This is a genomic window from Pseudenterobacter timonensis (assembly GCF_900021175.1).
Classification (GTDB): Bacteria; Pseudomonadota; Gammaproteobacteria; order Enterobacterales; family Enterobacteriaceae; genus Enterobacter; species Enterobacter timonensis.
Genome location: NZ_FCOP01000011.1, coordinates 791,397 through 812,677 on the forward strand (window position 1 = coordinate 791,397; position 21,281 = coordinate 812,677).

General features: G+C 55.9%; 19 protein-coding genes and 1 pseudogene. 4 read left to right on the forward strand and 16 right to left on the reverse strand.

The genetic code is table 11. The annotated features are described in order from the left end of the window. Positions 1 to 80: 80 nt before the first annotated feature. Both yajL and panE read right to left on the reverse strand, forming a co-directional pair. Positions 81 to 671: a protein deglycase YajL gene (gene yajL, locus BN3796_RS09995; RefSeq protein WP_061708197.1), complete on the reverse strand. Its 591-nt coding sequence runs from the start codon at positions 669 to 671 to the stop codon at positions 81 to 83. Then, positions 634 to 1,545: a 2-dehydropantoate 2-reductase gene (gene panE / locus BN3796_RS10000; RefSeq protein ID WP_061708198.1), complete on the reverse strand. Its 912-nt coding sequence runs from the start codon at positions 1,543 to 1,545 to the stop codon at positions 634 to 636. Before panE ends, yajL begins: the two co-directional genes overlap by 38 nt. Positions 1,546 to 1,669: 124 nt before the next feature. On the opposite strand from panE, the gene BN3796_RS10005 reads away from it, so the two are divergent. Then, positions 1,670 to 2,161, forward strand: coding sequence for a YajQ family cyclic di-GMP-binding protein (locus BN3796_RS10005; RefSeq protein WP_061708199.1), 492 nt, complete (start codon positions 1,670 to 1,672; stop codon positions 2,159 to 2,161). Between the two features lie 271 nt (positions 2,162 to 2,432). Here BN3796_RS10005 and BN3796_RS20135 read toward each other — a convergent pair. The 8 genes and pseudogenes from BN3796_RS20135 to BN3796_RS10050 all read right to left on the reverse strand — a co-directional run. Further along, positions 2,433 to 2,561, reverse strand: a pseudogene (locus BN3796_RS20135) (type VI secretion system tube protein Hcp); the annotation flags it as partial. A gap of 242 nt (positions 2,562 to 2,803) precedes the next feature. After that, entirely contained in the window at positions 2,804 to 3,325 is a 522-nt protein-coding gene (locus tag BN3796_RS10020; protein WP_061708202.1) for a DUF2778 domain-containing protein, read from the reverse strand. A 316-nt stretch (positions 3,326 to 3,641) separates the two neighbouring features. Next, entirely contained in the window at positions 3,642 to 5,003 is a 1,362-nt protein-coding gene (locus BN3796_RS10025) for an MFS transporter (RefSeq protein WP_061708203.1), read from the reverse strand. Between the two features lie 116 nt (positions 5,004 to 5,119). Beyond that, positions 5,120 to 5,767, reverse strand: coding sequence for an L-fuculose-phosphate aldolase (fucA, locus tag BN3796_RS10030; RefSeq protein ID WP_061708204.1), 648 nt, complete (start codon positions 5,765 to 5,767; stop codon positions 5,120 to 5,122). Positions 5,768 to 5,793: 26 nt separating this feature from the next. After that, a complete protein-coding gene (locus tag BN3796_RS10035; protein ID WP_061708205.1) occupies positions 5,794 to 6,789 on the reverse strand; it encodes a LacI family DNA-binding transcriptional regulator in 996 nt (331 codons plus the stop codon). A 171-nt stretch (positions 6,790 to 6,960) separates the two neighbouring features. Then, positions 6,961 to 7,911, reverse strand: a complete 951-nt coding sequence (locus BN3796_RS10040; protein ID WP_061708206.1) for an ABC transporter substrate-binding protein — start codon at positions 7,909 to 7,911, stop codon at positions 6,961 to 6,963. Positions 7,912 to 7,959: 48 nt separating this feature from the next. After that, the gene (locus BN3796_RS10045) at positions 7,960 to 8,943 is read right to left on the reverse strand and encodes an ABC transporter permease (RefSeq protein WP_061708207.1); all 984 of its coding nucleotides are present in this window, start codon (positions 8,941 to 8,943) and stop codon (positions 7,960 to 7,962) included. 2 nt (positions 8,944 to 8,945) lie between these two features. Next, positions 8,946 to 10,445, reverse strand: a complete 1,500-nt coding sequence (locus tag BN3796_RS10050) for a sugar ABC transporter ATP-binding protein (protein ID WP_061708208.1) — start codon at positions 10,443 to 10,445, stop codon at positions 8,946 to 8,948. A 396-nt stretch (positions 10,446 to 10,841) separates the two neighbouring features. Here BN3796_RS10050 and fucI point away from each other — a divergent pair, with 396 nt between their 5' ends. The 3 genes from fucI to fucU are packed head-to-tail and all read left to right on the forward strand — an operon-like array spanning position 10,842 to position 14,462. Further along, the gene (gene fucI / locus BN3796_RS10055; protein WP_061708209.1) at positions 10,842 to 12,620 is read left to right on the forward strand and encodes an L-fucose isomerase; all 1,779 of its coding nucleotides are present in this window, start codon (positions 10,842 to 10,844) and stop codon (positions 12,618 to 12,620) included. Between the two features lie 23 nt (positions 12,621 to 12,643). Then, positions 12,644 to 14,047, forward strand: a complete 1,404-nt coding sequence (gene fucK, locus BN3796_RS10060; RefSeq protein WP_061708210.1) for an L-fuculokinase — start codon at positions 12,644 to 12,646, stop codon at positions 14,045 to 14,047. Then, complete coding sequence (fucU, locus tag BN3796_RS10065; RefSeq protein WP_061708211.1) at positions 14,040 to 14,462, forward strand: L-fucose mutarotase; 423 nt, start codon at positions 14,040 to 14,042, stop codon at positions 14,460 to 14,462. Before fucK ends, fucU begins: the two co-directional genes overlap by 8 nt. Before the next feature lie 45 nt (positions 14,463 to 14,507). Here the strand turns inward: fucU and cyoE are convergent, their stop codons facing one another. From cyoE to ampG, 6 genes are all read right to left on the reverse strand, one after another. After that, positions 14,508 to 15,395 (reverse strand): heme o synthase, encoded by an 888-nt coding sequence (cyoE, locus tag BN3796_RS10070; RefSeq protein WP_061708212.1) that lies wholly within the window; start codon positions 15,393 to 15,395, stop codon positions 14,508 to 14,510. Between the two features lie 11 nt (positions 15,396 to 15,406). Continuing rightward, positions 15,407 to 15,733, reverse strand: coding sequence for a cytochrome o ubiquinol oxidase subunit IV (locus tag BN3796_RS10075; protein ID WP_061708213.1), 327 nt, complete (start codon positions 15,731 to 15,733; stop codon positions 15,407 to 15,409). Further along, positions 15,733 to 16,347 carry a cytochrome o ubiquinol oxidase subunit III gene (locus tag BN3796_RS10080; RefSeq protein WP_061708214.1) on the reverse strand — a complete coding sequence of 205 codons (615 nt, stop codon included), beginning with the start codon at positions 16,345 to 16,347 and terminating at the stop codon, positions 15,733 to 15,735. Before BN3796_RS10080 ends, BN3796_RS10075 begins: the two co-directional genes overlap by 1 nt. Beyond that, entirely contained in the window at positions 16,337 to 18,328 is a 1,992-nt protein-coding gene (gene cyoB, locus BN3796_RS10085; RefSeq protein WP_061708215.1) for a cytochrome o ubiquinol oxidase subunit I, read from the reverse strand. The genes BN3796_RS10080 and cyoB overlap by 11 nt, the downstream gene beginning before the upstream one ends. A 16-nt stretch (positions 18,329 to 18,344) precedes the next feature. Then, positions 18,345 to 19,292: a cytochrome o ubiquinol oxidase subunit II gene (cyoA, locus tag BN3796_RS10090; RefSeq protein WP_061708216.1), complete on the reverse strand. Its 948-nt coding sequence runs from the start codon at positions 19,290 to 19,292 to the stop codon at positions 18,345 to 18,347. Positions 19,293 to 19,764: 472 nt separating this feature from the next. Continuing rightward, positions 19,765 to 21,246, reverse strand: a complete 1,482-nt coding sequence (ampG, locus tag BN3796_RS10095; RefSeq protein ID WP_061708217.1) for a muropeptide MFS transporter AmpG — start codon at positions 21,244 to 21,246, stop codon at positions 19,765 to 19,767. Positions 21,247 to 21,281: the final 35 nt, after the last annotated feature.

Below are 21,281 nucleotides of genomic sequence, written 5' to 3' on the forward strand. Positions count from 1 at the left end.
GGAGAGGGCGCAAACATTAAAAACGGCAACCTGAGGTTGCCGTTTTGCTGTTACCTGCCGCCATCCGGCTTTTTTACAGCTTACTCATAATAGTTATAGATACCTGCCGCCATCACCAGCTGGGAGGCAACCTCGTGGGCTTTTTCACGCCCTACCAGCAGGTCGATAATCTTTAAGCCAAAATCAATCGCGGTTCCCGGTCCCTGACTGGTGAGCAGGTTGACGCGCGGGTCCCAGACCACGCGCTTGTCCACCCACTGCTCCTCGGGAATGGTCTCCTTCAGCCCCGGAAAACCGGTCATATTGCCGATGGGAAAGAGATCGTGTGGCACCAGTACGGTGCCTGCGGCGGCGCAGATTGTCGCCACGATGCGTCCCGAGAGGTGAAACTGGCGAACGGTCTCTACCAGCAGCGGGCTGTCGCGAAAGCACTCCGCCCCCTTCAGGCCGCCAGGCAGGACAATAACGTCATAGTCGCCATCGGCAACCTCCACCAGCGGGGCATCCGTCATCAGTTTTACGCCGCGCGAGCAGGTGATAAGGCGTTCGCCGTCGCTCGCGACGCTGGCGGTGGTGACCGCAATGCCGCCGCGCACCAGCAGATCGATGGTGGTGACCGCTTCCGTCTCTTCGCTACCAGGGGCGAGGCAAACCAGTGCCGACGCGCTCATATTCACTCTCCTTACGTTTAATTCGTTCAAACAGACGGGCGTTTTCCGGTACGCTGACCCCGTGTGCACGGGCGCGCTTGAGCAGATAGCCGGTAATATAGTCAATTTCCGTATGCCGCTGGGCGCGCACGTCCTGCAGCATAGAGGAGATATTTTCCGCCGTCGCGTTAATGACCTGCTCGACATAATCCTGCACCACCTCAACCGAGGTATGCAAACCCTCGCGTTCGATCACCGCCGCCACCTCGGCGCAGAGCGCGGCGACCTCCTCAGGGTGGTTTTTCAGTTCACCGTTCGGGCAGTCCAGCAGGGCGGTGAGCGGGTTGATCACACAGTTGGCCGCCAGCTTGCGCCACAGCTGCGGACGGATGCGGTCGTGCCATGCCACGTCGGGCAGCACCTTTTGCAGCGTCTCGGCCAGATAGCTGTAGTCGCCGTCCTGCTCCCGCGCGGCGCCGATATGGGTGACGCCGCTGGCAACATGGATAATGACGTTTCTGTCGCGCCGCGCCGCATGCGTGGTGGTCGCCATCAGCAGCGGCTGCTGGATACTTTTCAGCTCATCAATAGTGCCCATACCGTTGTGTAAAAGTAGAATGGGCGATGTCAGGGGGAGGGTTGTTGCCAGGGCTTTTACCGCATCGGAAACCTGCCAGGCTTTCAGAGTGACCAGCAGCAGATCGCTTTTCGCCAGGAAATCGGGATCGTTGGCGGTCAGCGACTCATTGAAGATAGTGCCATCTTCATCGATCAGATTAACGCTACAGTAGGGCTGCGGCACGCGCAGCCAGCCCTGTACCTCATGCCCATGCTTGCACAGCGCGGCCAGCCAGAGTTGCCCCATGGCACCGCATCCGAGCACCGTAATTTTCATTATTCCTCCTCACCTGTTACTGCGCCAGGTGTTACGGGCTAAGTATAGCGCCGTCAGCTAAGCTTCTCGTTAAGTCCGGTTGCGGGTATTATGCAACGCAACAAAAATGAAGGGAGAAGAAAAGATGCCATCTTTCGATATTGTTTCTGAAGTTGATATTCAGGAAGTGCGTAACGGCGTGGAAAATGCCAGCCGTGAGGTTGAGTCACGTTTCGATTTTCGTGGCGTAGAGGCCACCTTTGAGCTGAACGATGCCAACAAAACCATTAAGGTGCTGAGCGAGTCCGATTTCCAGGTCAATCAGCTGCTCGATATTCTGCGCGCCAAGCTGCTTAAGCGCGGCATTGAAGGTACCTCCCTCGACGTGCCAGAAGAGTTCGTGCATAGCGGGAAAACCTGGTATGTCGAGGCGAAGCTGAAGCAGGGTATTGAGAGCGCGATGCAGAAGAAGATCGTTAAGCTTATCAAAGACAGCAAGCTGAAGGTGCAGGCGCAGATTCAGGGCGAAGAGATTCGCGTGACCGGTAAATCCCGTGACGACCTGCAGTCTGTGATGGCGCTGGTTCGCGGCGGCGACCTGGGCCAGCCGTTCCAGTTCAAAAACTTCCGCGATTAAAAAATACCCGGCCTGGTCCTGAGGAAAAGAGACAGGTATAGCGGACGCGAGCTGCTGAATTACGCTAATAATTTAGTACGTTTACCGCTATGCCTGTTCGCAGAGTATCTTTGACTTTTTTTATGCTGCCTCAGCACCGGTTAAGCTCTTAGCTCAAGAAGCCTTTCACAAGCTAGCAAATTGATATTGCTCAGAAATGGAGCCGCCTGCCAGCTTTAAGGGTTTTTGTTGAGTTTATCAGACGGTTGGCATTTATTGGGGAACGCATCGCTACAGGCAGATTAATTCCATGATGTAACCCGATGATTTCAATGCTTCCTTCCCGGTCTTTGACATCTACAGAACCCTTAATATCCGCTCCTCCATCGTCTTTAAGCCACATATACGGCGGTACTGGCATTTTATGCACTCCTTCTTTTTTTAATTAACTTCATTGTTAAAATATAAATGATGGTGATAATTGATGCTATTACAAGCCAGTCGATGTATGAATAAGCATCATAAATCGACTCTGCATTTTCGTTCGCGTTAATAAATAGCGCTACCTTTTTTGCGATATTGTAATGGATATATAATTCCGGAGGCGGTAATATATGGCCTATAGAAAATAATAAAATGATAATGTAAAGGAACTTACTTATCCTACGGACAAACACTGTCATAGCCACTGGCTATCACCTCCACCCAACCACGAGCCATAAGAGAGCGCATGCAGGGAACCTGAATCAGGGAAGTATTCATAAGTGCATTACGAATCATGGCAAAATCAGCATCATGGGCGATTGTTATACAACCTTTTGAAACAGTGCCGGGATGCAGACGGAAATTGCCACGCTTAACATTTTCTATCCATGTATAATCGTCAATTCCCCAATCATCACGCCATAACGCAAACCAGTCTGATTTACCAAATTCATGCCGTCCGATAAGTCTGTTGGCCTCATCGTGAATTTCTTGTTTCTTTTGAGCGAACCAGTTAGCTTCCTTACGATCGACAATCCAGTACTTACCAGGCGGAATAGGGCCTACATTTGCAATTGCGCCGCAATTTGCATTGTTTCGGAAAGCCCCCAGCCCTGAATGCGCCATAAATACCCCAACGCCATACAGATTAAATGGTGCATAGTGAGCGCCGTTAAGAATCAATGTCCCTTGTAAAGCCATGACCTTTCTCTTTATATCCTTATGTTTTTTACAGATATAATATCGAGAATATAGCGGGCTATCCAGCCTGGTTGTCCGCTTTCAGACTAAATAAAGTAACGCCGGGGAGATGTCGAGCGATTTGGGTAACATGATAGACACCCATCTTTAAGGGCAAAATAAGGCTGCGCTGGCGGTAGTGAAGAATCCTCGCTAAAGCTCTCTGAAAAAATTTATATACCTTGTAAGCAGGCATAGCTGAATGACTAATGACAGTTGCAATTCATTTGCTATGCCTGATTTTTTTGAAAAGCCCTCAGAAAAGAGCGAGTAATTTTTACCCCTTCAGCGCCTGCTCCACCTCGAAGCGGTTGGTCACTTTGCTGTCTATTTTCACGTAGGCGCTGCGCTCTTCAGGCACAATCAGCACCTCGCTGACCCCCTCTTTAGCCTCCAGCCGCGCTTTCAGCGTGTCGGTAATAATTACCTCTGGCGGGATCTCCACGCGCAGGCTACTGACGTAGCGTGGCTCTTTCATGGTACTGGCGACCAGCAGCCAGAACATCGCCAGCAGGGCGCCCGCCAGAAAGACCGTTTGCGAATCAAAGAGGCCATCCACCCAGCCACCGAACGATCCGCCAATCGCCACCCCCAGGAACTGGCTGGTGGAGTAGATCCCCATCGCCGTTCCTTTATAGCCCGCGGGAGACTCTTTGCTAATCAGCGACGGCAGCAGCGCTTCCATCAGGTTAAAGGCGAGGAAGAAGAGCTGTACCCCGGCGACCAGCTCCCAGAAGTGCGGACCTGAGCCCCACAGCACGATCTCGGCGATGACCAGCAGCGTGACGCAGCCGACAAAGACCCGCTTCATGCGACGCTTCACTTCGGCGTAAATAATGAACGGCAGCACGCAGACAAAGGAGACCACCATCGTCACCAGATAGACCTTCCAGTGTTCGGCGGCAGGAAAACCGGCGGCGGCCAGCTGGCCGGGCAGGGCGACGAACGTGGACATCAGCAGAATATGCAGGCACATAATGCCAAAGTTGAGCTTCAGCAGGCGCGGCTCGACCAGCACCTTGCTGAAACAGCCTTTAACCATGCCCGACTCGCGGTTCAGCACATGGTTTTTGCTCTCCGGCACCACCCAGAGCGTCAGGGCGATGCCGAGGACCGCCAGCCCGGCAATCATCCAGAACAGCGCATGCAGGCCGAGCTTATGGGTGACGATCGGGCCAAGCACCATGGCAATGGCGAAGGTAATACCGAAGCTGACGCCAATAAAGGCCATCGCCTTGGTGCGATTTTGTTCGCGGGTCAGATCGGAAAGCAGTGCCATGACCGCCGCGGCGATAGCGCCGGAGCCCTGCAGCGCGCGGCCAAGAATAATGCCCCAGATAGAGTGGGAGAGGGCGGCGATAATGCTGCCGATCGCAAAGACCACCAGCCCGCCGACGATCAGCGGTTTGCGTCCTACGCGGTCAGAGAGCAGCCCGAACGGGATCTGAAAAATAGCCTGCGCAAGGCCATAAATACCAATAGCGATGCCTATCAGCGCTTCGCTGGCGCCCTGCAGGGCCATGCCGTAGGTCGTCAGAACAGGCAGGACCATAAACATGCCAAGCATACGCAACGAAAAAACAGCCCCTAAACCCCAGGTGGCACGTAACTCGCCCGGCGTCATTTTGTAATCGTTCATTACCACCTCAACCAAAAAGCAGGCCATAGTTTAGGCGGGGTTAGGGGTAGGGTAAATAGGTGTTTGTTTAAGAGATATTACGAGGGTGTAATAAAAGCACCCCCCGAATAAGATAATCAGGATTCCACCCGCAGGCCGTAGCTTTTGAATTTCTCCAGTACAACGGCAATCTCATCGTCGCTCAGCACCGGGACCGGATCGGTAATGGCAAGCGTAGTGAGATAGAGCTTCGCCAGCACCTCCACCTCCTGCGCCAGCCAGAGCGCTTTTTCCAGGTTCTCTTCGCAGGTAATTAGCCCGTGGTGTTGCAACAGCGTGGCTTTGCGATCGCGCATTGCCACCGCCACATGTTCCGAGAGCGCGCGGGTGCCAAAGGTGGCGTAAGGGGCGCAGGGAATAGAGTTGCCACCCGCGGCGGCGATCATATAGTGGATGGCGGGGATCGGGCGATTGAGAATGGAAACGGCGGTAGAGTGTACCGCGTGGTTGTGAACCACGGCGTTGGCCTCCGGGCGAGTCTGATAGACCACCTGGTGGAAGCGCCACTCGCTGGAGGGGAGTTTGCCCTCTTCAGGATGGCCATCACCGTCCACAAAAACAATGCTCTCCTCGGTGAGACGCTCGTAGGGGATGCCGGTTGGGGTAATCAACATTCCGTCGCGGTAGCGCACGCTGATATTGCCCGCGGTGCCCTGATTCAGCCCCAGACGGGTCATCTCAAGGCAGGTGTCGATAATCTCGCGGGCGAGTCGGGTTCGTTCCATTTTTATTCTCCGGGTACTGTTTTAATTTACTGGCGAGAGCGTTTGACCAGCTTCATCTCCACCTTCGCCGTCTCATTGATCGCTTCACCATCAATCGCCGATTGCATTAGTTCAAAGGCTTTTTCCGCCCAGGTATCTTCATCCTGTTGCATCGACCAGACGCTATTGGGCAAAAATCCCAGCATGGGGTGTTCATCGAAGGTGCCGATATCAATCCCGCACGGAACGGTGCCGGTACGGTGGCGCAGAGCGTCGATGGCCCCCTCCAGCACCGGCAGCGAGGAGGCGATGAAAGCCTGCGGAACGCCCGCGCTGTCGATAAGCCTCTCCATCAGGGCATAACCTCCTTCCGGCGTATTGTCCGGCCCCTCCACCACCCAGTCGCGATGATCAATTCCCCGGCTGCGCAGCGCCTGAAGATAGCCGTTCAGACGGTCGGTTATGCTCGGCAGGGCGGTATCGCCCACCAGAAACCAGAGCGGCGTCTCGCACACCTCCAGCATGCTGCGGGCCAGCTCGTCGCCGCCAGCTTCGTTATGACTCTCCACCAGCGCATTGTCGGTAAAGCCAAAATCGCGGTCGAGCAGCACCAGCGGTTTGTGAACCTGGCGCAGATGGTGCTGCTGATTTTCCAGCGTAGAGGGGACGATAAAGAGACCATCCACGTTGCGCGCCATCAGCGCGTTCACCAGCTTATTTTCATAATCCACATCGTTATAGGTACAGCTGATCATCAGCTGATAGCCCGAGCGGCGGCAGCGCAGCTCCAGTTTTTCGGCGAGCGTGGCAAAAAAGACGTTGGAGATATTGGGCACGATAAGCCCCAGCGTCTCGGTTTTATTGAGCTTCAGGCTACGGGCGGAGTGGTTGAGGGTGTAGCCGTAACGTTCGACATACTCATTAATTCTGGCCTGCGTTTTCTGGCTTATTCGGTACTTTTCCCCCTTGCCGCCCAGCACCAGCCGCACGGTGGTGACGGATAAATTTAAATCCTTCGCTATCTGTTCAACTGTTTTGGCCATCGCTACGCCTCAATCCTTTCCATCTATGAAAAACTGCAGATAAAGCATACGCATCATGCCATCAATTTCGTGTTACATCAGCGGATTAACCGCTTGCTGTCGGACGAGTCGCGCGCGCCGCGCGGGAGAGTGTCCCGCGCGAACGTATCCGCAGCCGAAGCCGGGAATACCCTATTTTTTACCAAATGGATGCAGCAGTTTATCAATTTCAGGCGTATTGATATTTCGCGCATTGACATATTTCACTGGAATATCAATCTCTTTTGGCACGGTCTGACCGGAAAGTACCGCATCCAGCGCCTTAATGCCCTGATAGCCAATCTGGTAGGCATCCTGCACCACAAAGCCCTGGATCACGCCGTTGTTGAGGAAGTTGATAATGGCCTCGGTGCTGTCAAAGCCGATGACCTTGATTTTGCCCTTCAGGTTCTGGCTGTCGATAGCGTTCGCGACCCCCAGCGTTGCGCCTTCGTTAGTGGCGTAGATCCCGGCGATATCGGGGTTGGCCTGCACCATGTCGATAGTTTTATCCATCGCCTTTTGCGGGTCGCCGTCGCTGTACTGCACCGGCAGCACCTGAATGTTGGGGTATTTCGTCTTCATCTGCTCGCTGAACCCTTCCGAGCGTTCGATAGCGGAGGTGGTGCCGGCGACGTGGGCGATAATCCCCACCTTACCTTTCTGCCCGACCTGTTCAGCCAGCGCGTCCGCCGCCTGCGCCCCCGCCTTGCGGTTATTGGTAGCGACGAAGCTGGCGGGGATATCGGAGTTTACCCCCGAATCGAATGTTACGACCTTAATTCCCCGGCTGTTGGCGGTTTCCACCAGCGGGGCGAGGGCGTTCGCATCTAGCGCCGCCAGCAGCAGGCCGTTTGGTTTTTGCGCCATGGTGTTTTCCACCAGCTGGATCTGCTCGGCGATTTGCGTTTCATCGGCCGGGCCGACGTAGCTGGTTTTATCCCCCAGCTCTTTCGCGGCAGCTTCGGTCCCCATCTTGACCGTCTGCCAGAACTCATGCTGGTAGCCTTTACTCACCACCGGCAGGTTTAAATCTTTCGCCAGCGCGCTGCTGGTCATGATAGCGACGAGCGACAGGGCGCTCAGGATATGGCTGGTTTTCATTATGTTGCTCCGTTGTAGGGTTGGCAGGCTTTTTATTGTGTCGGGAACCTAACGCATTCTTTTACGTAACGTATCCAGATAGACGGCGGCAACGACAACCACACCCATCGCCACCATCTGCCAGAACTGGGAAACGCCCATTAAATTGAGGCCGTTTTTCAGCACGCTCATGATAAAGGCGCCGATGATGGTGCCGCCGATCGTGCCCACGCCGCCCATCAGGCTGGTGCCGCCAATGACGACCGCGGCGATAGCCTCCAGTTCGTAGCCCACGCCCACTGTGGGCTGGCCGGAGTTCAGGCGCGAGGCGAGGATCACCCCGGCGATACCGGTCAGCAGACCACAGAAGGCGTAGACAAAGATTTTCACCCGTTGCACTTTAATGCCGGAGAGGTGGGCGGCGGTCTCATTGCTGCCGACGGCGTAGATATAGCGTCCCATCACCGTTTTCTTCAGGATCCACATCGCCACCAGCGCCACGATGACCAGGTAAAAGACCGGGTAGGGGAGCACGTCAAACAGACGGCCCTGCGCCAGCAGTTTAAATTCCGGGTAGTTAGAGAAATAGATGGCGCGCCCGTCGGTCATTACCATGTTGATGCCGCGAACCGACATCATCAGGCCGAGGGTGGCGATAAAGGGTGGGATAGTCATTTTGGTCACCAGGAAGGCGTTGACGTAGCCGCAGACCCCTCCGGCGAGCACGCCAGCCAGAATGCAGATCGGCAGCGGCAGACTAAACCCGGCGGCGATACCCACCGCCACGCCCGAAAAGGCGACCACGGAGCCGAGCGACAGGTCGATACCCGCGGTGATAATGACAAAGGTCACGCCAATCGCCATGATGCCAATCACCGCCGTTTGCAGGGCGATGGTCATAATATTTTCGGTATTAAAGAAGAACGGCGAGCTGAAGCTGAAAAAGAGCACCAGCAGCAGCAGGCTCAGCAGGGGAGCCAGACGCATCAGCAAGGCTTTGTTTATTTTCATCGAACGGTTCCCGCTTTGCGGTGAAGGGACGGTAACAGACATGGTTAATCCTCCAGCGTGGCGTATTGCATGATTTTTTCCTGGGTGGCATGGTCTGCTTGCAATTCACCGGTGATATGCCCGCCGCGCATCACCATTATGCGGTCGCACATCCCCAGGACTTCCGGCAGTTCGGAGGAGATCATGATGATCGATTTACCCGAGGCGACCAGGCGGTTCATAAGTTCATAAATTTCTCGCCTGGCGCCGACATCAATTCCCCGGGTTGGCTCATCGAAAATTAAGATATCGGTATCTTTGCAGATCCAGCGGGCGATAATGATTTTCTGCTGATTACCGCCGCTCAGGTTGAGCGCCGCCTGCTCCAGATGCGGGGTTTTAATGCGTAAGGTATCCACCAGCTTCTGGCTGGTTTCACGACAGCGTTTTTCATCGACGTTGCCCACTGCGCCGGAATAGGCGGGGTAATTGCCGAGCATAATGTTCAGCTCGACGGAAAGGCCAAGGGCCAGCCCCTCCTTTTTGCGATCCTCCGTTAAATAGCTGATGCCTTTGTCGATGGCGTCAGCCACATCTTTAATACGGGTGGGGCGGCCGTGGAGCGTAAGGGTGCCGCCATCGACAGGGTCTGCGCCAAATATCGCTCTGGCAAGCTCGGTGCGCCCCGCGCCCATTAAACCGGCAAGGCCCAGAATTTCGCCGCGCCAGAGGGTGAGGTTAATATCGTGCAGCACCCCGTTCCGGGTAAGCCCGGCCACCTCCAGCACTTTCTCCGTGCGCTGGTGGGGCGGACGTTTAGGGTAGATGTTATCGAGATTGCGGCCCACCATCATGGCGATCAGGTCGCTGATGTGCACCGTCTCATAATCCACGGTGGCAATATATTGCCCATCGCGCATGACGGTGGCGCGGTCAGCAATCAGCGCCAGCTCCTCCAGCCGGTGCGAGATATAGACAATGCCGCTTCCCTGCGCCTTCAGCATCCGCGTGACCTGAAACAGACTTTCTATTTCGCTTTCGGTCAGCGCGGCGGTTGGCTCGTCCATTATCAGCACTCTGGCGTTAACGGATATCGCTTTGGCAATTTCCACCATCTGCTGCTGGGCGACGGTTAATTCGCTGACGAGGGTATCGGGGGAGATGGTTAAATTGAGCCGCTGCAGGATCTCAATGACCGCCTGGCGCTGCGCGCGTTTATCCAGCAGCCAGCGGCTGTTTTTGCAAAACTCGCGACCGATAAAAATATTCTCCTCCACGGTCAGGTCGGGAAAGAGATTAAATTCCTGGTGAATGATGGTGATACCTGCGAGCTGGGCGCTGATAGGATGGCTAAAGGAGACCGGCTGTTGTTCAAACCAGATTTCGCCTGCGTCGGGTTGATAGACGCCCGATAAAATTTTCATCAGCGTGGATTTTCCCGCGCCATTCTCCCCCAGCAGGGCGTGCACCTCCCCGCGGCGCAGATCGAAGTCGACCTGATTTAACGCCAGCACCCCGGGAAAGCGTTTGGTAATGCGCTTCATCTCAATAAGTGTCTCTGACATTGCAAAATTCTCATCCTGGAAGGGCTATGAATCCCGCACCGCAGGGATTGCGTAAATTAGCTAACTCGACTCAGCTTGCATCCTTCAAAGCTATTTTATGGTCGATATTTAGCCAAATCGTTTGTATTCAAATTGTGACGCTGTGCAAAGGTATTTTATTAAATCAATGAAAAATATGCATTTTTAATATCACTGGTGAAACGAATACTATGACGTTGATCGAATTTTGACCTGTCATCGTGAATGCGCTCACAGAATGAAGACAAAATTGTTGTTCGTTGATTGCTCTGATACCTAAGCTAATTCGAGTTAGCAAATTTCATCCCCTCTGTTGCTCCCGGGACTCAGGCCCTGAGACGACGCGTGTGGAGAGGTCAATCAACGTGAGGAAGGTCTATGAAAAAAATTAACGCGTTACCCCGTATCGGCATTCGCCCGGTCATTGATGGCCGTCGCATGGGCGTACGTGAATCTCTGGAAGAACAGACCATGAACATGGCGCAGGCGACGGCAGCGCTGTTAAGCGAGAGGCTGCGCCATCCTTGCGGCACGCCGGTGGAATGCGTAATCGCTGACAGCTGCATTGCGGGAATGGCGGAATCTGCCGCCTGTGAAGAGAAGTTCAGCACCTCGCACGTAGGGCTGACTATCACCGTGACCCCCTGCTGGTGCTACGGCAGCGAAACGATTGATATGGATCCCCTGCGGCCAAAAGCTATCTGGGGCTTTAACGGCACCGAGCGCCCCGGCGCGGTCTATCTGGCGGCGGCGCTGGCGGCGCACAACCAGAAAGGGATCCCGGCCTTTTCGATTTATGGCCACGACGTGCAGGATGCGGGTGATACTAACATTCCGGCAGACGTGGAGGAGAAGCTGCTGCGCTTTGCCCGGGCTGGGCTGGCGGTGGCCAGCATGAAGGGTAAAAGCTATCTCTCAGTGGGGGGCGTCTCCATGGGGATCGCGGGCTCGATTGTCGATCATAACTTCTTCGAATCCTGGCTTGGCATGAAGGTGCAGGCGGTGGACATGACCGAACTGCGCCGCCGCATCGACCATAAAATTTACGACGAACAGGAGCTGGAGCTGGCGCTGGGCTGGGCGAAAGAGAAGTTTCGCTTCGGCGAGGATAAAAACGCCGGGGAGTATCGGCGCAACGAAGCGCAAAACCAGGAGATCCTCCGCGAAAGCCTGCTGATGGCGATGTGCATTCGCGACATGATGCAGGGCAATCCTAAGCTTGCCGACATCGGCCGCGTCGAGGAGTCGCTGGGCTATAACGCCATCGCTTCCGGCTTCCAGGGGCAGCGCCACTGGACCGATCACTACCCTAACGGCGATACCGCCGAAGCCCTGCTCAACAGCTCCTTTGACTGGAACGGCATCCGCCAGCCTTACGTGGTGGCGACGGAAAACGACAGCCTGAACGGGGTGGCGATGCTCTTTGGCCATCTGATGACCGGCACGGCGCAAATTTTTGCCGACGTGCGTACCTACTGGTCGCCGGAGTCGGTGGAGCGCGTTACCGGGCAGAAGCTTACCGGCCATGCCGAGCAGGGCATTATCCACCTGATCAACTCCGGCTCGGCGGCGCTGGACGGCACCGCGGAGCAGAAGGATGCGCAGGGCAAGCCGACGCTGAAGCCGCACTGGGAAATCAGCCAGCAGGAGGCGGACGCCTGCCTGGCGGCGACCCACTGGTGTCCGGCGGTGCATGAGTATTTCCGCGGCGGCGGTTTTTCCTCTAACTTCCTCACCCGTGGCGGCGTGCCGTTTACCATGACGCGCGTGAATATCATCAAGGGAGTCGGTCCGGTACTGCAAATTGCCGAAGGGTGGAGCGTCGATCTGCCGGCGGAGGTACACGATATTCTTAATAAACGCACCGACTCCACCTGGCCCACCACCTGGTTTGCGCCGCGTCTCACCGGGAAAGGGCCGTTCCGCGACGTCTATTCGGTAATGGCCAACTGGGGGGCCAACCACGGGGTGCTCACCGTGGGACACGTCGGCGCCGACTTTATTACCCTTGCCGCGATGCTGCGTATTCCGGTCTGCATGCATAACGTGGAAGAGGAGCAGATCTATCGCCCGACGGCATGGGGAGCACACGGCATGGATCCCGAAGGCCAGGACTACCGCGCCTGCCAGAATTACGGGCCGCTCTATAAACGTTAAGGCGGCAGCGCCGGAGGGCCGTAATGAAAAAATGTTTTCTGGTTCTCGACTGCGGCGCGACCAATGTGCGCGCCATCGCCCTCGATCCTGAAGGGCGGATCGTGGCGCGCGCGGCGGTGGCGAATGGTAGCGAAAGCGCGGCTGAAAACGGTGCCTGGCAGCAGTGGTCGCTGGAGGCGATTATGCAGCGCTTTGCCGCCTGCTGTCAGCAAATCGGCCCGGAACTGCAGGCCTACCGGCTGTGCGGGCTGAGCGTTACCACCTTTGGCGTAGATGGCGCGCTGGTGGATGAGGGTGGGGCGCTGCTCTATCCCATCATCAGCTGGAAATGCCCGCGCACCGTGCCGGTGATGGCGAAGATGGCGCAGATCGTTTCTCCCGAAACGCTGCAGCAGATAACCGGCGTAGGGCAGTTCAGCTTTAATACGCTCTACAAGCTGGCGTGGCTGCGGGAGCATCATCCCGAGCGGGTCGATCGCGCCCATGCCTGGCTCTTTATCTCCTCGCTTATCAATCATCGCCTGACCGGGCGCATGACCACCGATCTCACCATGGCGGGCACCAGCCAGCTGTTCGATCTGCATCGGCGGCAGTTTAGCGAGAAAATCCTGGCGACGGTGGGGATGAACGCCGACCGCTTCCCTGAACTGGTCGCTCCGGGCGAGGTGGTGGGCGTACTCCAGCCCGACGCGGCAGCGTTGCTCGGTTTACCCTGCGATCTGCCGGTGATCTCCGCCGGGCACGACACGCAGTTTGCCCTGTTTGGCGCGGGGGCGGGCATTGATGAACCGGTACTCTCCTCTGGCACCTGGGAGATCCTGATGGCGCGCACCGCGCAGGTGAATACCGCCGGGCTTTCCCGCTATCCCGGCGCGACCTGCGAACTGGACAGTCAGGCGGGACGCTTTAATCCTGGCATGCAGTATATGGCCTCCGGCGTGCTGGAGTGGATCCGCGGGCTCTTCTGGCCGCCGGGGACGCAGTGGGAGCGTATCGTTGCTGAGGCGGCCAGGATCCCCGCCGGGGCGGAAGGGGTCACCATGAATACCCAGCTGCTTGATTCGCCTTACGCCGGGTGGCAGGGGGTTTCGCTCAGCTCGACTCCCGCCCACTTTTACCGCGCGGCGCTGGAGGGGCTGACGGCACGGCTGAAAGCGGATCTCACCGCGCTGGAGGAGATAGCGCAGTTCTCGGCGCGGGAACTGCTGCTGGTGGGGGGCGGCAGTCGCAATGCCCTCTGGAACCAGATGAAAGCGGATGCTTTGGGCATACCGGTTAAGGTGCTGGATGAGGCGGAAACCACCGTGCTGGGGGCCTCTCTTTATGGCTGGTGGGGAGCCGGAGAGGCACAAAGCGCAGAGGCGGCGCGCGCGCGCGTGACCTACCGCTACCGTTATTTTTATCCGAAGGAGCAGACTGATGCTTAAAACCATATCGCCGCTGATCTCGCCGACGCTGTTAAAGACGCTGGCCGAGATGGGGCATGGCGATGAGATTATTTTTGCCGATGCCCATTTTCCCGCACATAGCCTGGGGCCAGCAGTCATTCGCGCCGACGGGCTGCGGGTGAGCGAACTGCTGGCTGCTATCATCCCGCTTTTTGAACTGGACAGCTACGCAGATCCGCTGGTGATGATGGCCCCGGTCGAGGGCGATACGCTCGATCCTGAGGTGGAGGCGCGCTACCTGAAAGCGCTCTTTAATGGGGAGCAGGGGAGGGGAGTGATGCGCATCGACCGGTATGCTTTTTATGAGCGGGCGCAAAAGGCGTTCGCTATTGTGGTGACCGGCGAGACGGCGAAGTATGGGAATATTTTGCTTAAGAAAGGGGTGACGCCGTAAGCATAAAAAAGCCGGGATAAGTCCCGGCTTTTCGTTTTTACACCTTTACCAGACGTAGGTCAGCAGGCTGTGCGAATCGGGGACCATAAAGTCCACGGACATCATCACCGACAGAGAGGTGATGGCAACGATCGAGAACACAAACAGCTTGCGCGCCCAGACCTTGTCATCTTCCACCTTGTAACCGCGAAGCGCCATACCGAGCCACCAGACGCTCACCGCAGCGGCAACCGCCAGATATTTATAGCCGGCGTAACCACCCAGCGAGAGCATCAGCGTTGCCACGGCAAATGCGATGATGTAGAGCGTGATATGGTTCTTGGCGACCGAAATGCCTTTAACCACCGGCAGCACCGGAATGTTCGCCGCCTGATAATCCTTAAAGCGGAAAATCGCAATGGCGTAGGAGTGCGGCATCTGCCACAGGCTAAAGATAGCCAGCAGAATCAGCGCACCGCTGTCGAACTCGTTGGTGACCGCACAGTAGCCAATCACCGGCGGCGCCGCGCCGGAGAGAGAGCCAATCAGCGTACCGTAGACGGAGTGACGTTTCATATAGAGGCTATAGACGCCCACATAGACCACGAACCCCATCACCCCCAGCCAGCAGGCCAGGGGATTCGCACCAAACCACAGCAGCATAAAGCCAGCAATACCCAGCAAGGTGGCGTACACCAGCGAGACGGAGGGAGACATCAGGCCTTTTACAAGCACCCGATTCTTGGTCCTTTCCATCTTCTTGTCGATATCCCTGTCGATGTAATTATTAAATACACAACCGGACGCAACCACCAGCGACACCCCGACCAGCGTATTGATAAAGAGGAGGTAATCGATGCTGCCTTTCGAGGCGAGCAGGAACCCTCCGATCACGGAGATCAGGTTGCCGAAGATGATGCCTGGTTTCGTTACTTGCAGGTATTGCTTAAACATACTCGCCGCTCTTAGTGAACCATCATGTTGTAGTTAAGGTTCCACATGATCCAGATGGAGCCTACTACCAGGATAGCGATGATAATCACGGTAAAGATAAAGGCGGTCAGGTTCCAGCCCTCATCAGACTTGGTGTTCATGTGCAGGAAGCAAACCAGATGCACCAGAATCTGAACTACGGCGGTGACCAGAATGGTACCCAGAATCACCGTCTTAGAAGCAGAACCGTTCATCACCATCCAGAACGGGATCACCGTCAGGATGATCGACAGGATAAAACCTGTCATGTAGGTTTTTACGCTACCGTGGGAAGCGCCATGATCGTTGGTATGACTCATTACATCGCCCCCATCAGATAAACAACAGAGAACACACAGATCCACACCACGTCCAGGAAGTGCCAGAAGAGGCTCAGGCACATGATACGGGTGCGGTTAGTGCTGGTCAGACCGCGGCGGGAGATCTGGAACATCAGTACAGCCATCCAGATCAGACCGGAAGTCACGTGCAGACCGTGGGTGCCGACCAGCGCAAAGAACGCCGACAGGAAACCGCTGCGATCCGGGCCGAAGCCCTCCATGATCAGGTGATGGAACTCATAGATTTCCATCCCGATAAAGCCAGCGCCAAACAGCCAGGTCAACGCCAGCCAGGAGATAACCTGGCTTTTGTTGTTCTTGTACATGGCGATCGCCGCCATGCCGTAGGTGATGGAGCTGAAGAGCAGCAGAGCGGTTTCTACCAGAACGAACGGCAGTTCAAAGATATCCTTGCCGGTCGGGCCGCCCGCTGTGCCGTTCACCAGAACGGCATAGGTCGCGAACAGACAGCAGAACAGAATGCAGTCGCTCATCAGGTAGATCCAGAAGCCGAAGACTTTCGTCGCTCCTGCATCATGGTGCGCATGGTCATGCGCGTGCGCGGTTGAGTGCGCCAGAGTATCAGTTGCCATTTTTCAGCCCCGCTTTAGAAATCTCATCGAAATGCTGGTTTTCCAGTTTTTCGACTTCACGGACTGGTACGTAGTAGTCCACGTCCTCGTCAAAACTCTTCACAATCCAGCTAATGACGATACCGGCAAAGCCGACAATTGCCATCCACCAGATATGCCAGATCATGGCGAAGCCAAATACCGTCGCGAATGCGGCAATAACGATGCCCGCGCCGCTGTTTTTCGGCATGTGGATCTCTTCATAATGGGCAGGCTGCTTATACGCTTCGCCTTTCTCTTTCATTTCCCAGAAGGCATCACGCTCGTGAACGTGCGGCACAACGGCAAAGTTATAGAACGGCGGCGGAGAGGAGGTAGACCACTCCAGCGTACGGCCACCCCACGGGTCACCGGTCAGATCGCGATTCAGGTTACGGTCGCGGATAGAGACGTAGTACTGAATCAGCTGGCACAGGATACCGCAGGCGATCAGCGCCGCGCCGCCCGCTGCAACCATCAGCATCGGGTGGAACTGCGGATCGATCTGCTGGCTCAGACGACGGGTCATCCCCATGAAGCCCAGCACGTACAGCGGCATAAACGCCACGAAGAAGCCGATGATCCAGAACCAGAAGGCGCGCTTACCCCATTTTTCGTTCAGGGTGAAGCCGAACGCCTTAGGCCACCAGTAGGTCACGCCCGCGAAGCAGCCAAATACCACGCCGCCGATGATGACGTTATGGAAGTGCGCAATCAGGAACAGGCTGTTGTGCAGAACGAAGTCCGCGCCCGGAACCGCCAGCAGCACGCCGGTCATACCGCCCACCGAGAAGGTGACGATAAAGCCGATGGTCCACATCATGGCCGAATGGAACTGGATACGGCCCTGGTACATGGTGAACAGCCAGTTGAAGATCTTCACCCCGGTCGGGATGGCGATAATCATGGTGGTAATACCGAAGAAGGCGTTTACGTTCGCACCGGCACCCATGGTGAAGAAGTGGTGCAGCCAGACGATGAACGACAGGACGGTAATACAGACGGTTGCCCACACCAGAGAGGTGTAACCAAACAGACGCTTACGCGAGAAGGTCGCTGCGATTTCGGAGAAGACCCCGAAGACCGGCAGAACCAGGATGTACACTTCCGGGTGGCCCCAGGCCCAAATCAGGTTGATGTACATCATCATGTTGCCACCCATATCGTTGGTAAAGAAATGGGTGCCCAGGTAGCGGTCCAGGGTCAGCAGCGCGATGGTGACGGTCAGGATTGGGAAGGAGGCGATAATCAGTACGTTGGCGCACAGAGAAGCCCAGGTAAATACCGGCATTTTGAACATCGTCATGCCCGGCGCACGCATGCGCAGGATGGTGACGAAGAAGTTAATACCGGTCAGCGTCGTACCGATACCGGAGAGCTGCAACGCCCAGATCCAGTAATCGACCCCGACACCCGGACTGTACTCAATTCCCGAGAGCGGCGGATAGGCCAGCCAGCCGGTCTGAGCAAATTCGCCCACACCCAGCGACAGGTTAACCAGGATAACGCCGACAACCGTGAACCAGAAGCTCAGGTTGTTCAGGAAAGGGAACGCCACGTCGCGCGCACCGATCTGCAGCGGCACAACCACGTTCATCAGACCGATAACCAGCGGCATCGCCACGAAGAAGATCATGATAACGCCGTGGGCGGTAAAGATCTGATCGTAGTGGTGCGGCGGCAGGAAGCCTGCTTCACCCGCTGAGGCGAGCGCCTGCTGGCTACGCATCATGATCGCATCCGCAAAGCCACGAATTAACATGACGATACCGACGATGCAGTACATGATGCCCAGTTTTTTGTGGTCAACCGAAGTCAGCCACTCTTTCCACAGGTAGCTCCACTTACCAAAGTAAGTGATCAAGCCCAGAACGGCCGCGCCACCAATGATAATTGCAGCAATCGTAACCATGATAATGGGTTCATGGTACGGCACCGCATCCAGTGTCAATTTTCCGAACATTTTCTTCCTCGGCCCCTTAGTGAGCGGATTCCGCGTGGCTCATGTCCATGCCTTCCATACCTTCGTGCGAGCCGTGCTCACCTTCTGGCTGAGTCATGTCCATGCTCTTGCCGTGCCCCATAAATTTGTTAATCACCTCTTTGAACAAATCCGGTTTCACGTCAGAGAAGTACTCCACCTTGTTGTATTCGCTAGGCACAGCCACTTTTTCGAACGCTGCCATGTCAGACATGGTGTTCGGTGACTGTTTCGCTTTAGCAACCCACTGGTCGAAAGTGGCGCGGTCAGGCGTGGCAATGGCTTTAAACTTCATGCCAGAGAAGCCCGGGCCGCTGTAGCTGGCGGAGATACCATCATAGGTGCCTGGTTCGTTCGCGATCAGGTGCAGGTTAGTCTGCATACCGGCCATCGCGTAGATCTGGCTACCCAGACGCGGGATAAAGAAAGAGTTCATCACGGAGTTGGAGGTCACTTTGAACTGCACCGGCGTGTTCGCCGGGAAGGCGATCTCGTTAACGGTTGCAATGCCCTGCTCCGGGTAGATGAAGAACCATTTCCAGTCCATGGAGACCACTTCAATGGTCACCGGTTTCTCATCGTGGACCAGCGGTTTGCTCGGCTCAAGTGAGTGGGTGGTTTTCCACGTCAGTACGGCCAGGAACAGGATGATCAGGATAGGCACCGTCCAGACCACAGCTTCAACTTTGTTGGAGTGTGACCAGTTCGGGCTGTACTTCGCATCTTTATTGCTCGCACGATACTTCCAGGCGAAACCAATTGCCATCAAGATAGCCGGGATCACGACAATCAACATCAGGCCAAAGGCCGTCAGTATCAGTGAACGTTGCTCCAGTCCAATCTGTCCTTTGGGGTCAAGAAGTGCAGAATCGCAGCCACTGAGTAAAACAGTGCCTGCGAATAAAGACATCCATCCCAAACTTTTATTGTATTTCCTGAGTCTCATTTAACGACCTCAATTCCACGGGATCTGGTGGCGTTTAAAGTGTGTGGGCATTTTACGGGAAGGTTACATTACTGTAAACATCATTAGCCCTGTGTCAGTAAGGTGTTACCAGGTTCTGCCGCACATGTCACATGTGTTGCAAAATATGTCCCTTATAAGGATAGAATGCCCTGAGACGAGGCGTTATAACGAAAGAGATGTCGGTGAGAGGGGAGAGAGGGTAATTGGTATAACCATTACTTAAAAGACACAAATAATTAACAATTAATTATCATTAAAAAGACAAGTGAGAAACGAATAATTAATCCTGTCATTGCTGAATCGTTTAATGAGAAATAGCCAGTAAAATTAAGTTGGGTTAATTTTCTCTGGCTATCCCGCACAAAACAACAAATAAATTTTTTAACGCCTGCTGTTTATTTCGCCAATATAATTACGGCTCGTGATTGCAACGGAAAATAACCTTTCTTTATTATCTGGTTATTTCCGCTGTTTTACGCAGAGCCAGAAAATCAAGCAGGCCTCCCGTCACAATACCAAGCAGCGCCAGCGTCCCGCCAATATCCAGCAGCAGGGACTCCACGGGCAGCGCAAGCGTGGTCAGGCTGTTGATAATCAGAATGATTAACCAGAGAACCAGCACCAGAGACCCGGCCATCAGCACGCGCAGCGCCAGACGGTACGCGCGGGGAAACGCGGTGCGCGGCGGGAAATGTTCGGTGCGCTGGATATATTCCAGCGTCTGGCGACAAACCAGCAGCAGGGCGATCCCCGGCACCGCCGCCGCCACGGAAAAGAGGTAAAAGGTCGGCCAGCCGTGGGCCTCCACAAACCAGCCGGCCGCGGGGCCGACGTAGACGCGTCCCACCGCAGAGAGAGCGGAGAGCAGGGCAAACTGCGTGGCGGAAAATGACTTGTTGCACAGCGTCATCAGTAACGCCACAAAGGCCGCGGTACCCATCCCGCCGCAGAGGTTTTCGAAAAAGACCGCAGCCGCCATGCTGAACATCTGTTTATCGGTCACCGACAGCAGCCAGTAGCCAGCGTTCGACGCCCCCTGGAGCAGACCGAAGATCAGCAGCGCGCGAAACAGCGACAGGCGCTGCATCAGCACCCCGCCGTAGAGCGCGCCGACAATCGTGGCGCACAGCCCCAGGGTTTTGTTCACCACCCCAACCTCACCGGCGTCAAAACCCACGCCGCGGATAAGAAAAGTGGTGGTCAGGCTCATGGCGAAAGCGTCGCCGAGCTTATAGAGCACAATCAGCAGGAGGATCAGCCAGGCGTTGTTGCGGCCAAAAAAGTCGCGTAACGGCGCGACCACCGCCTGCTCCAGCGTACGAGGCACCGGAATCGCATCACTCGGCTCCGGGGCGAGAAGGGTGGCGATAATGCAGGGGATGAGCAGCGCGGCCATCAGCCAGTACATTCCCTGCCAGCCGAGGTAGCGATCCGCCAGCCAGAGCGCCAGCCCGCCGGAGACCAGCATCCCCAGCCGGTAGCCGAGCACGCTGATTGCCGCTCCCGCTCCGCGTTCATCGGCAGGCAGCACGTCGGTTTTCCAGGCGTCAAAGACAATGTCCTGCGAGGCGGAGCAGAAGGCGATAACCACCGCCAGCGCCGCCATCCAGCGCAGCTGTGTTGACGGTTCAAGAAATCCCATCGCGGCAATCGCGACCAGCAGCAAAAGCTGCGTCATGGCCAGCCAGCCGCGACGTCGCCCCAGGAACGGCGGCGTGTAGCGGTCCATCAGCGGCGACCAGAGAAATTTAAATACGTAGGCCTGACCGACAAGCGAGAAAAAGCCGATGGTTTTCAGGTCAATATTTTCGACGGTCATCCACGCCTGAAGCGTACCGGAGGTAAGGGCAAGCGGCAGACCGGAGGCGAAGCCGAGGATCAGCAAAATCGCTGATTTAGGCTGCTGGAAAATGCGCAGGTAAGGAGTCGACATGGGCTGTAGTGCTGGCCCGACGAGACGCCGGGCCA